At 62.8% G+C, this 12347-nt stretch carries 11 protein-coding genes; 6 read left to right on the top strand and 5 right to left on the bottom strand.

All coding sequences use genetic code 11. The features are described from left to right. Positions 1-131: 131 nt before the first annotated feature. On the top strand, positions 132-1856 hold the full coding sequence (locus OH764_RS12860; RefSeq protein WP_498847056.1) for an FAD-dependent monooxygenase: 1725 nt from the start codon (positions 132-134) through the stop codon (positions 1854-1856). 74 nt (positions 1857-1930) lie between these two features. Here the strand turns inward: OH764_RS12860 and OH764_RS12855 are convergent, their stop codons facing one another. The 4 genes from OH764_RS12855 to OH764_RS12840 are packed head-to-tail and all read right to left on the bottom strand — an operon-like array spanning position 1931 to position 7205. Beyond that, a complete protein-coding gene (locus OH764_RS12855; RefSeq protein WP_020068993.1) occupies positions 1931-2182 on the bottom strand; it encodes a formate dehydrogenase subunit delta in 252 nt (83 codons plus the stop codon). Positions 2183-2190: 8 nt separating this feature from the next. After that, positions 2191-5142: a formate dehydrogenase subunit alpha gene (fdhF, locus tag OH764_RS12850; RefSeq protein ID WP_498847055.1), complete on the bottom strand. Its 2952-nt coding sequence runs from the start codon at positions 5140-5142 to the stop codon at positions 2191-2193. A 15-nt stretch (positions 5143-5157) separates the two neighbouring features. After that, complete coding sequence (locus OH764_RS12845; protein WP_498847054.1) at positions 5158-6723, bottom strand: formate dehydrogenase beta subunit; 1566 nt, start codon at positions 6721-6723, stop codon at positions 5158-5160. Beyond that, positions 6720-7205 carry a thioredoxin domain-containing protein gene (locus OH764_RS12840; protein ID WP_498847053.1) on the bottom strand — a complete coding sequence of 162 codons (486 nt, stop codon included), beginning with the start codon at positions 7203-7205 and terminating at the stop codon, positions 6720-6722. The genes OH764_RS12845 and OH764_RS12840 overlap by 4 nt, the downstream gene beginning before the upstream one ends. Before the next feature lie 134 nt (positions 7206-7339). Between OH764_RS12840 and OH764_RS12835 the strand changes: the two genes are divergently transcribed. Together OH764_RS12835 and OH764_RS12830 are read left to right on the top strand one after the other, a co-directional pair. Beyond that, positions 7340-8419 (top strand): substrate-binding domain-containing protein, encoded by a 1080-nt coding sequence (locus OH764_RS12835; protein ID WP_498847052.1) that lies wholly within the window; start codon positions 7340-7342, stop codon positions 8417-8419. A gap of 110 nt (positions 8420-8529) precedes the next feature. Continuing rightward, positions 8530-8796 carry a hypothetical protein gene (locus OH764_RS12830; protein ID WP_498847051.1) on the top strand — a complete coding sequence of 89 codons (267 nt, stop codon included), beginning with the start codon at positions 8530-8532 and terminating at the stop codon, positions 8794-8796. An 81-nt stretch (positions 8797-8877) separates the two neighbouring features. Here the strand turns inward: OH764_RS12830 and OH764_RS12825 are convergent, their stop codons facing one another. Beyond that, positions 8878-9237: a COG4315 family predicted lipoprotein gene (locus OH764_RS12825; protein WP_498847050.1), complete on the bottom strand. Its 360-nt coding sequence runs from the start codon at positions 9235-9237 to the stop codon at positions 8878-8880. Positions 9238-9902: 665 nt separating this feature from the next. Here OH764_RS12825 and OH764_RS12820 point away from each other — a divergent pair. The 3 genes from OH764_RS12820 to OH764_RS12810 all read left to right on the top strand — a co-directional run bounded on the left by OH764_RS12820 (position 9903) and on the right by OH764_RS12810 (position 12346). Continuing rightward, the gene (locus OH764_RS12820; RefSeq protein WP_020068986.1) at positions 9903-10028 is read left to right on the top strand and encodes a hypothetical protein; all 126 of its coding nucleotides are present in this window, start codon (positions 9903-9905) and stop codon (positions 10026-10028) included. Positions 10029-10089: 61 nt separating this feature from the next. Then, entirely contained in the window at positions 10090-11043 is a 954-nt protein-coding gene (locus OH764_RS12815; protein ID WP_498847049.1) for a lysophospholipid acyltransferase family protein, read from the top strand. Positions 11044-11152: 109 nt separating this feature from the next. Next, complete coding sequence (locus OH764_RS12810; RefSeq protein ID WP_498848816.1) at positions 11153-12346, top strand: HlyD family secretion protein; 1194 nt, start codon at positions 11153-11155, stop codon at positions 12344-12346. Position 12347 lies beyond the last annotated feature (1 nt).

The raw sequence follows: 12347 nt of genomic DNA, 5'->3' as shown, positions 1-12347 counted from the left end.
GCACAGCGCCGCGGCGCCGGTCTGCGTCAAGCCCGGCTCTGCGCGATACACCTCGCAATTGATGCAGCGCGCCGTTCAGCCCGGGGGCTCGGGGCGTACACTAGAACGCACTGTGCTCTGCGGAGTTTCGCATGGACGCTGCTGCTGATAATGCGTCGCCGGTCCTGATCGTCGGGGCGGGTCCGACCGGCCTCGCCGCTGCGATGAGCCTCGCGCGCGCTCATATTCCCGTGCGTCTGATCGACCGCGCGATGCAGCCGAACCCTTATTCGCGGGCAATCGGCATTCAGGCGCGCACGCTCGAACTGCTGGAGCAGCATCGACTTGTCGAGCGGTTTCTCGAACTGGGCCATCGCGCCCGCGTCGCGAATCTGTTTTCGCACGGCATGCGCCTCGCGCAACTTGACTTCGATCCGCTGCACACGCGCTATCCGTATCTGCTGTTTCTCGATCAGTCGGTGACCGAGCGTCTGCTGACCGAGCATCTCGCGACGCTCGGTGTCACGGTCGAGCGGGGCGTCGAACTCACGATGTTCACACAAGGCTCGGCCGGCATCCAGGCGACGCTGCGGCGCGCCGACGGTCACACGCAAACGCTGCGTCCGTCCTACATGATCGCTGCGGACGGCGCGCACAGCATGATCCGTCATAGCCTCGGACTGAGCTTCGAGGGCAAGACACTCGAGCAGACCTTCCTGCTCGCCGATCTGCACGCCGAGACGGACTGGCCCGAGGACGAATTCCACATCTTCGCTTCCGGTGAAGGTCTCGTCGCACTCTTTCCAATGGGCCACGGCCGGCATCGGCTGATCGCGGATCACGCAGTCGAGCGCGTCGCCGAAGCCGCACCGCTGTCGCCGGTAGTGCTTGGCGAACCGCCGCTCAATCGCGCACCCGGACCGTCGCTCGACGAATGCAAGGCACTGCTCGCGAGGCGGGTGCATGAACGCGTCGATGTCTCGGAACTGGCGTGGTCCTCGTATTTCCACCTGAACAGCCGGATGGTCGAGCGGCTGCGCGTGGGGCGCGTCTTTCTTGCTGGCGACGCCGCGCACGTGCATAGTCCGGCCGGCGCGCAGGGAATGAACACCGGCATCCAGGAAGCGTTCAATCTCGGCTGGAAGCTCGCGCGCGTTCTGAAGGGCGCGGCGCCCGATCGCCTGCTCGACACCTACCATCTCGAACGCCATCCCATTGAGCGCGACGTGCTGCGGCAAACCGGGTTCATCACGCAGATGGCCGAGGCGGATCACGGGCCGCTCAAGCTGCTGCGCGAGCGCGTGATGCCGGTTCTCGCCGCGCTTGGCCCGTTGCGCGACGCCGCGCGGCTCACGATCAGCGAGTTGTCGGTCCAGTACCGCCGCAGTCCGCTCACGCTCGAACGCGTGCTCGACGGCGGCCCGCGCGCGGGCGAGCGCGCGCCGGATGCGGTGGTGCACGTGGTCGACGGTCCGCTCGGACGCGCGCCCGGCATCGGCTGCATTTTCGATCTGCACGACCCCGCGTTCTTTTCGCTGTTCGTGCTCGTGCCGCCATTGCCCGTCGACGAAAAGCCGCTTGATCCGGACGCGAAGCACGAGCCGCCTCGCGACGCCGAGTTCGAGCGTCTAGTGGCCGACATGGAGAGATTGTTGCCAGGCGCGGTGCGCATCTGGCGCGTGACGGACACGACCGGCGACGGCGGTCCGTCGCTAGCCGAGTCGTATGGACGAACGCGGCCGTCGTTCTATCTGCTGCGGCCCGACGGCTACATCAGCGCGCGCGGGCGCACCGGCTCGGACCTGAACGGCCTCTTGCGGCATTGCGAAGCGTGGTTCACGGTTGGCGGACAGATACCCGAGCAGACAGCCGTGTAAAGCTGCGGCCGGCGGCTGCCCCGGTTGGAGCCGCCGCCTTTACGTGCAGACCGCACGACCTGTTATATGCCGCTTCAGGCGATTGAAGGCTCCGCAGGCGTCAGGCGCTCGCGGTGTTTGACGAGTGCTTCCCTGACGATCGCCGACATCGCGATGCCGCTTGCGTCCGGGTTATCGAGCGCCGCGAGCAACGCGCGCCGCATGCGTGGCTCCCAGAAACGGCGGATGTGGTCAGCGACGCCTGTAACCGCTTCTTCCCGATCCGGCATCGAATCGAAAAAGTCGCCGATGCGGTTTGCCATGTCGATCAGATTCTGTGTGTCCATGGATCGCCTCACTTACCCGCGGTCGCGTTGGCCATCTCGCGGTGCTTCAGCAGTTCGAGCTGCTCCGCGTTAAAGCGTGAATACTCTTTCTGCCATTGCGACGGCTGTTCGACCGGCATGACCTGCACCGCCGTGACCTTGTATTCCGGACAGTTGGTCGCCCAGTCCGAGCTATCGGTCGTAATCACGTTCGCTCCCGATTCGGGGAAGTGGAACGTCGTATAGACGACGCCAGGCTGCATCCGCTCGGTGACCTTCGCACGCAGCACGGTCTGTCCCGCGCGCGATTCGATGCCGACCCAGTCGCCTGTCTTGATGCCGCGTTCTTCTGCGTCGTGCGGATGCAGTTCGAGGCGGTCCTCGTCATGCCAGCGCGAGTTCTCCGTGCGGCGCGTTTGCGCACCCACGTTGTACTGCGACAGAATGCGCCCGGTGGTGAGGAGCAGCGGAAATTTGCGCGTGACTTTTTCCGGCGACGCGATGAACTTCGTAATCACGAACTTGCCCTTGCCGCGCACGAACGTATCGATGTGCATGGTCGGTGTGCCGTTGGGCGCCTCTTCGTTGCAAGGCCACTGGATACTGCCGAGTTCGTCGATCTTTTTGTACGACACACCGTGGAAGGTCGGCGTGAGACGCGCGATTTCGTCCATGATCTCGGACGGATGCGCGTAGTCCATTTCATAGCCTAGTGCGCGCGAAAGCAGCAGCGTGACTTCCCAGTCGGCGTAGCCCGGCACCGGCGGCATGACCTTGCGCACGCGCGAGATGCGGCGCTCCGCATTCGTGAACGTGCCGTCCTTTTCGAGGAACGTCGAGCCGGGCAGCAGCACATGCGCATACTTCGCGGTCTCGTTCAGGAAAATGTCCTGTACGACGATGCATTCCATCGACGACAACGCAGCGGCCACATGGTGCGTGTTCGGGTCCGACTGTACGATGTCTTCGCCCTGGCAATACAGGCCCATGAAGCTGCCGTCGAGTGCTGCTTCGAACATGTTCGGAATGCGCAGACCCGGTTCGGTTTGCAGCGTGACATTCCACGCGTCCTCGAACTGCGAGCGCACGATCGTATCGCTGATGTGTCGATAGCCCGGCAGCTCGTGCGGGAACGAGCCCATGTCGCACGAACCCTGCACGTTGTTCTGGCCGCGCAGCGGATTGACGCCGACGCCTTCACGGCCGATGTTGCCGGTGGCCATCGCGAGATTCGCAATGCCCATCACCATCGTGGAGCCCTGCGCGTGTTCAGTGACGCCGAGGCCGTAGTAGATCGCGGCATTGCCGCCCGTTGCATAGATGCGCGCGGCTTCGCGCACGTCTTTGGCCGGCACGCCGGTCACGGCTTCAGTTGCTTCAGGCGCATTCTCCGGAAGCGCCACGAAATCGCGCCATTGCTCGAACGCGCGTCCCTCGCAGCGCTCGGCGATGAATGCTTCGTTCAGCAGCCCTTCGGTCACGATGACGTGAGCGAGCGCGTTGACGATGGCGACATTCGTGCCGGGGCGCAATTGCAGATGATGCGACGCCCTCACGTGCGGTGTATCGACGATGTCGATCCGGCGCGGATCGACGACGATCAGCTTCGCGCCTTCGCGCACGCGGCGCTTCAGACGCGAGCCGAACACCGGATGGCCGTCGGTCGGATTCGCGCCGATCACCATGATCACGTCGGCCTTATCGACCGAGGCGAACGTCTGCGTGCCCGCCGATTCGCCGAGCGTTGTCTTCAGGCCATAGCCGGTCGGCGAATGGCAGACGCGTGCGCAGGTGTCCACATTGTTGTTGCCGAACGCGGCCCGCACGAGCTTCTGCACCAGATACGTTTCTTCGTTCGTACAACGCGACGATGTAATGCCGCCGATGGAATCGCGTCCATGCTTCGCCTGGATGCGGCGGAATTCGGAAGCTGCGTAATTGATCGCTTCTTCCCAGCTGACTTCGCGCCACGAATCGGTGATTTTCGCGCGGATCATCGGCTTGGTGATGCGGTCCTTGTGCGTCGCATAGCCCCATGCAAAGCGGCCCTTCACGCACGCGTGACCTTCATTCGCCTGACCGTTCTTGAACGGCACCATGCGAACGACCTGGTTGCCCTTCATCTCTGCCTTGAACGAGCAGCCGACGCCGCAATACGCGCAGGTGGTGACGACCGAATGTTCGGCCTGGCCGAGCATGACCACGGTCTTTTCCTGAAGCGTGGCGGTCGGGCACGCGGAGACGCACGCGCCGCACGACACGCATTCCGATTCCATGAACGGCTGGTTTTCGCTCGCCGCCACGCGCGATTCGAAACCGCGCCCCGCGATGGTCAGCGCGAACGTACCTTGGGTTTCTTCACATGCACGCACGCAGCGATTGCAGACGATGCATTTCGCCGGATCGTACGTGAAGTACGGATTCGATTCGTCCTTCTTGTCCTGCAGGTGATTTGCGCCGTCGATACCGTAGCGCACTTCGCGCAGTCCGGTGACGCCTGCCATGTCCTGCAGTTCACAGTCGCCGTTCGCGGGGCAGGTCAGGCAATCGAGCGGGTGATCGGAGATATACAGTTCCATCACGTTGCGGCGCAGCGATTGCAAACGATCGCTCTGCGTGCGCACCTTCATGCCGGCTTCGACCGGTGTCGTGCACGAGGCCGGGTAGCCGCGCTTGCCTTCAATCTCGACGAGACACAGGCGGCACGAGCCGAACGGTTCCAGCGAATCGGTCGCGCAGAGCTTCGGCACATTCACGCCGGCTTCGATAGCGGCGCGCATGACCGACGTGCCGGCCGGCACCGTTACCGCCTGGCCGTCGATTTCCAGCGTCACGTCGACATCGGCGTGACGCTCCGGCGTGCCGTAGTCGGTGTCGTCGAAGTAGGAGCGCGGGGTGCGCGATTGTGCTTGCGCTTGTGACTTGCACGCGCAGTTGCCGGAGCCGCAGCCGCCGACAGGAGTATTGAGCATGTCTGACATGGTTGGGCTCCTCGTTCAGGCCGCGGCTTTCGGTGCGTCGGCGCGAGCGTCGGCGAGACCGAAGTCTTCAGGAAAATGGTCGAGTGCGGACAGCACGGGGTAAGGTGTCATGCCGCCCATCGCGCACAGTGAGCCGGACACCATCGTGTCGCAAAGATCGCGCAGCAACTGCACTTGCCGCGTGGACGTGTCGCCGTTACGGATTCGTGCGATCACTTCGACGCCGCGTGTGGAACCAATGCGGCACGGCGTGCACTTGCCGCAGGATTCGAGCGCGCAGAAGTGCATCGCGTATTGAGCGAGTTCGGCCAGATTCGACGTGTCGTCGTGCACGACGAGACCGCCGTGGCCGACCACGGCGCCGACCGCCGCATACGCTTCGTAATCCATCGGAATGTCCCACTGGCTTTCCGGCAGATAGGTGCCGAGCGGGCCGCCAACCTGCACGGCGCGCGCGGGCCGGCCGCTTGCCGTGCCGCCGCCGTAGTCGTAGATCAGTTCGCTCAGTGTCACGCCGAATGCAAGTTCCACGAGGCCGCCTTGCTTGACGTTGCCTGCCAGCTGGAACGGCAGCGTGCCGCGCGAACGGCCCATGCCGAAGTCTTTGTAGAACGCAGCGCCGCGCGCGAAGATGATCGGCACCGTGGCGAGCGTGATGACGTTGTTGATCACCGTCGGCTGGCCGTACAGACCGACCAGCGCGGGCACCGGCGGCTTCGCGCGGACGACGCCGCGCTTGCCTTCGAGCGATTCGAGCAGCGCGGTTTCTTCGCCGCAGACGTACGAGCCGGCGCCCTTCGCGACGAACAATTCGAACCGATGCGCGGAGCCGAGCACGCTGTCGCCGAGCCAGCCGGCGGCGCGCGCTTTTGCGATTGCGGCTTCCAGCGTCGCGATCGAATGCGGATATTCGCTGCGCACGTAGATGTAGCCTGCCGTTGCGCCGGTCACGACGCCCGCGATGATCATGCCTTCTATCAGCACATACGGGTCGCTCTCCATCACAAGGCGGTCGGAGAACGTGCCGGAGTCGCCTTCGTCCGCATTACAGACGATGTACTTCTGTGCGGCTTTCGCCGCGCGCACCGTGCGCCATTTGATGCCGGCGGGGAACGCGGCGCCGCCGCGTCCGCGCAAGCCCGATTCGATCAGCGCTTCGCATGCCGCGTCGCCGTCGGTTTGCAACGCCTGGCGCAAGCCTTCGAGACCGCCGTGCGCAACGTAGTCGTCGGTGGAAAGCGGGTCGGTGATGCCGATGCGCGCGAACGTCAGGCGCTGTTGCTTCTTCAGATACGGAATCTCGTCCACCACGCCGACACGGCGAGCATGCTCGCCCCCGTTGATGAAGCCCGCGTCGAAGAGCGCGCCTACGTCACTTTCCTCGACGTTCGCATAACCTACGCGACCTTCGGCCGTTTGCACTTCGACGAGCGGTTCGAGCCACAGCAAGCCGCGCGAGCCGTTGCGAATCAGGTCTATCGCGATGCCGCGGCGTGCGGCCTCGGCTTTGATTGCGTCGGCCAGTGCATCGGCGCCGAGTGCGAGCGCGGACGAATCGCGGGGAACATAGATGCGCGTCATGCCGTCACCTCCACGCATTTGCTGGCAGCCGCGAAAATGGCGTCGAATTTCTGCGGCGTAACCTTGGCATGGAGCGTGCCGTTCACCATCATCGCCGGCGACAGCGCGCATTGGCCAAGGCAGTACACCGACTCGAGTTCCACCGTGTCGCCGGTTTCATGCCCGGCGTCGAAGCGGCAGCCCGTATGCGCCTCGATGTGCTGCGCGAGCGCCTCGGTGCCCATGCTGCGGCAGGCTTCCGCGCGGCATAGTTGCACCGTGACGGGCGCCGCCGGACTCGTGCGGAAATGGTGGTAGTAGGTGATGACGCCGTGCACTTCCGCGCGCGACAGGTTCATCACGCGAGCGAGCGATGGAACCGTGGCGGGCGGCACGTAACCGAGTTCGTCCTGAATCGCGTGCAGCACCGCTAGCAGCGACTTGCCAGGCAGCGCGTGACGCTCTACGAGCTGTTCCGGCGCGAAGGCGATGAGATCGTCCAAGTGGGGGCTCCTCCAAAGTCATATATGCACTTGTTATTCATAAAGTGTGCACTTATGCTTCGTTTATTCGATATGGGATAGCCGAACGATAGGCGGGCGAAACGGCCTATGCAATAGGAGAAACCTGTACATATATGATCAGAATCGAGTGCCGCGCGCAACTGGTGTTGAAGGGTCCCGACGGTCGGGAGGCAAGCCTGTCGGACGTCGTGCCGTTGCTCGCTCTCGTGAACGAGTCGGGCAGCATTGCGCAGGCGGCGACGCTTAAGGGTTTGTCCTACCGTCACGCGTGGGGTTTGTTGCGCGGAATCGAGGAGCGTCTGGGCGGTCCGCTGATCGCGAAGGAGCGCGGCCGAGGTTCGGTGCTTTCGGACCTCGGCCACGCGGTGCTGCGTGCGCAGCGTTTATGCGGCGAGCGGCTCGACGGCAATATGCAGGCGCTGGCGAGCGAGGTGGCAAGCGATCTGAATCGGTGGCTCGCGCCGCCCGTCGATCACGTACGCATTCATGCATCGCATGGTTATGCCGTGGCGGCGCTCGTGACCGCTCTGGTCGCGAACGAGCTGCCCGTCGAAATCAAATACCGCGACGGCGCCGACGCCGTGAGTGCGCTCGCGCGCGGCGAATGTGAACTAGCCGGCTTTCACTTGCCGCTCGGCGAGTTTCGCGAGGCTTGCGCCGATACGTACCGGCGCTGGCTCGATCCGCAACGCCACGTGCTCGTGCATCTGACGCGGCGCAAGCAGGGGCTTTTTCTCGGTAAGGGTAATCCGAAGACCATCGGCGGCCTGAGCGACCTCGCGCGCGACGACATCCGCTTCGTCAATCGTCAACATGGCTCCGGCACACGCATGCTGCTGGATCTGGCGCTGACAAAGCTTGGCATCGACCCGGATCGCGTGAATGGCTATGCGTCGGCGGAGCTTACGCATTCGGCGATCGCCGCATTCGTTGCTAGCGGCATGGCCGACGTGGGCTTTGGCGTAGAACCGGCGGCGCATCATTTTGGGCTCGACTTCATTCCTGCCGTCGACGAAGACTATTACTTCGCATGCGACCGCGCGCGGCTCGAGCGCGAGCCGCTGTCCACGGTAATAGAACTGTTGCGCGGCAGCGAGTTTCATGAAAGCGTCGATCAGCTGCAAGGCTATGATCCGCGCGAGTGCGGCAAAGTCGTGGACCTCGAAGCAGGATTGAGCGGAGCAGGCGCGTAAGCGGTTGTAAACATCGTGGCGCGTTCGACGCTGCGTATGGCTTTCGTTTGGGATACTCTCTAAGCTTCCGCTTTTGCCCAACCGCGCGCCACGCCGCGCTACGAATCGATATGAAAGCTCTTGTACATGCATGCGCCGCCGCAGCGTCGGCCGGTTTGCTCCTCGTGACTATTCCGGTCGCTTTCGCGCAGAATTCGCCGGGCATACCGGGCGGCATTCTGCAGGAGCAGTTCCGGCTTGCTGAACATCCGCAAATGCCGTTCGCGGCTTCCGCGCCGTCGGACAAATATCAGTCGGACAAGAAGTCGGCCATGCGCAAGCGCGGCGACCTGGGCGACCCGAATGGCTGCAACCTGCGCTGTCCGAAAGACGAGTAGGCTGCTGTTCAGTGCATTTTTGCTAGTTGAAACGCCGGCGCTTTGCCGGCGTTTTTCGTTGGTAGTGCGCCTGGGCGCCGATTACGGCTTTGCCGCGTGCCAGACGTCCTTGAAGCCGTCTCCTTTTGCGTCCCCCGCCTGCTTGTCCGCCGAGTAGCGATAAAGCGGATGACCTTTGTACGCCCATTGCTGCTTGCCGTCCGCCGACGGAATCAGTGTCCAGTCCCCGGACGGTTTGTCGGAGGGGCTGGCCACGGCAGCCGGCCAATAGCTCGTGCAACCGCCCGTGCAGGCGCTGACGCCCGGCGTCGTGTCCTTGTCGAAGGTGTAGAGCGTCATGCCGTCGGCGGTAACGAAGCGGCCGTCGACAACCTTCGGGGGTTCGGCAAAAGCGGTCTGTTGCAGTGCCAGCAAGGCGAGGCAGAAGAGGGTTTTGCGCATGATGTCGGCTCCTGTTGTTTGTGATCGTGTGAGTTGTTAGCGCGCAAGGCGGCTCGCGTCCGCGCGTGAGGTATCAACGAACGAGCCGGGAGGTTTATTCCACGTTTGCCGGATGTGTCGCTATTCACTTGCGGCCCGATGCTCATGCGCGTCGCCATCTCGTTCTCGGTACGCTTGCGCTCGCACTGTCACAGTAGGCGACGGATTCGGGTTTAGCAACGCGTCGTGATATTGCAAGGCGTGAATTCATCGCGGTTTCATTGAATTGAGTTGATTCCCATTCTGACGTAGGAATGTTTCGCATTGTATGTAGGTGCGATGAATTAACCCGGTGAGTGTTTTGCATACACCTGGGGCGTGAATAAAGAATGATTGAATGGTGATTTTAGAACGGGCGCTCATGCCACGCCTGGAAATCGAGCCGACTGGTCGATCCGACTGCCGCCGTCATGGTGCGGGCAGGCTCGCCATGTGCGCTGCCGGGCAACGTAGGCCGGAATATTCGTGGATTAAACAGAGAAAATTCTGATGAATAAAGATAAATGAAAAATTGCGTCAAGATGCTGCTTTTTAAAAAATATCGGATGCTAGAATCTGCGCCGCTCGATGAGTGATGAATTACTTGCGAGCTAAATCATTTATTCAGTTAACTTAGGTAAACAAAAATGCAAAAGATCAACCGTAATGAACTGGCCAAATCCGCTGTTGCGGGCGGTTGCTGCAAGAGCAGCACCGCAAAGACGACGCAGACGACGCTGAAGAGCGCTGCTCCGGTCAAGTCGCGCGCCTAATGCTCGACCGTGCCGGGACCGCGCCCGCTGGCGAGGTTCCGGCACACGAACGAACGCCAACATGAAGCCGTGGGTGGTCGGGCGGAACGTGCTGACTTTCCTGCGCAACCGGATTGCGATTGCGAGGCGCAGCGTACAGGTCGCGTTGATTGCGCGCATGCCGCGATCGGCAATCGAGCCGCTGTCCGCCGTCTTATGGCGAATCTATCGGCTCGTCGATGCGCGTACGCGCTGGGAAGGCGTGTGCCGTTACGAGATTGGACGCGACGTACTTGACTTGCCACTGTGCAACCCGGGCCGCGTTGCCGCCGGCCGCTTCCGGGAGCGCCTGATTGACCAGCGGATTTATTTCGGCCGGCTGTCGCGGGGCAGCGAAGCATGGCCCGACCTGCAACAGATCGCGAGTTCGCTCGCCACACGAATCAGGCAACTGCAGGCAAATGAACCTGGTCGCCCGGTCATCGTGTCGCCGTTTCACTATGTGTCGCAGTACGCGAATATTTACGTCATCGACGAACTGCGGGCGTTGCTCGGACTCGAGTCGATCGCCGTGGTGTCCGGCGTGCCACGAGATATGTATGGCGATGATCACTCGCTCATACCAGGCGTGAACGTGCTGTACACCTACGGGGAAGACGATCGCAATGGCCTCGGCCTGCGTGTCGCGCGCGCATTGAAGCGCAGTGGCGTCGCGGTGTTGTTTGCCGACGTGCCTCCGTTCGCACTGCACCGTTATCCCATGGAGACGGTGAGCGTCTCCATGTTTGGGCGCAACGCGCGCATTCATAACGGCGTGTTCCGGTTGGGCGCGCAGTTCGACGCGATATTGCTGCCGTTCTATTTGCGCTTTGAGCGCGGGCGTTTCGGCGCCGAAATATTCGAGCCGTTGCCGCTTGCCGGTACAGGCGCTGTTCAGCAAGTTGCGAGGTATATCGAAGCCGCGGCCGCGAACAACTATTCGGATTGGCTGGTTGCCGGCCATCCTTCGATGTACTCGTTCGCGCCCGTTCGCTAAAGCTCTCCCGCCCGGCACGAGAGTCGCGGCATCGCATTCGACCCAAAAGCGCGCAGGCATAGAAATGCGCACAGACCAGCACCGGCTGGCATCCGGCAGCAACGAGGCTATGGAACCGATCTATCTCCCACAATTCAGGGACGTCTCGTGGCGTTGGCTCGCCTATGCGGCGTCCACGCTCATCATTGTCGCGGTCGTTTTCGCGTTCGTTCACGACGTGGAACTGAAGCAGGACGTGCGCGCGGAAATCGTGTCGCCGTCGGAAATCAAAATTCAGGGGCTGAGCGGCCTGGTCTCGGACATCTATGTCAGCACCTCGGCGCGCGTCGGGCAGGGCGCACCACTCTTCAGGCTGGAGCGCGATCTTTCGCTGGCGAGTGACGGCCGGCAGCGCCCGGCATTTGACGCGCATGACCGCGACGAGCAGATTCGTACGAGCGAAGCGCAATACACGCAGCGCAAGGCCGACCTCAGCGCGCAGCTGGACGCCGCGCGTCTTGCTGCGCAAAGCCGTCGGGCGGAAATCCTGGCGCTCGATGAGCAATTGAGCCAGAACGAGCAATTAGCCAACGAAGCTCAACGTACGGTCGCACGGCTCGAATCGGTGTCGGACTACGTCACCGCAGACCGCGTCGAACAGGCGAGGGCGGTGACGCATCAGGCGAAGGTGTCGGTCGCGCAAAGCGCCGCGCGCCGTCAACAGTTGAACGCCGAACTCGGCGCGGCACTCGGCACGCAAACCGGGCTTGGCGCGCAGCTGACTGAACTTGAAGCGCGCCATGCGCGCGAGCTGCAGGACATTCGTGTGCGGTTCGAGCAGATTCGTCAGGACGCGACCATTTCCGCACCGAAGGCAGGCGTCGTCACTTTTTCTGGGCTCGTTCCCGGCCGCACGCTGGCCACGGACGACGTCGCACTCGTGATATCGACCGGCGAGAAGGGGCCGCTGCGCGCTGCATTGCGTATTCCTTCGCGACGGCGTGGCTTTATCCGCGAAGGGCAAGTTGTGCGGCTCAAGTTCGACGCGTTTCCCTATGCAAAATTCGGCAGCTACGCGGCGCGCATTGATTCGATCTCCCGCACCACGGTGCGATCAGGGATGTCACCTGCGGGCGCTTCGGAGCCGCGCGGTGCGCAAGGCGGCTATATGGCATGGGCCACGTTGAGCGACGACAAGTTCAAGTTCGAACAGCAACGCTTCGACATTCTGCCCGGCATGGCCGCGACGGCGAGCATCGTCATCGAACGGCGCACCATCGCCGAATGGGTGCTCGCGCCATTTTTTCGAATGCTGCGAGCTTGAC

The sequence above is a fragment of the Burkholderia sp. M6-3 genome (genome assembly GCF_050858985.1).
Taxonomy (GTDB): Bacteria; Pseudomonadota; Gammaproteobacteria; order Burkholderiales; family Burkholderiaceae; genus Paraburkholderia; species Paraburkholderia caledonica.
Note: the sequence above shows the minus strand (reverse complement) of the source record. Positions and strands in the feature narration are given on the sequence as shown.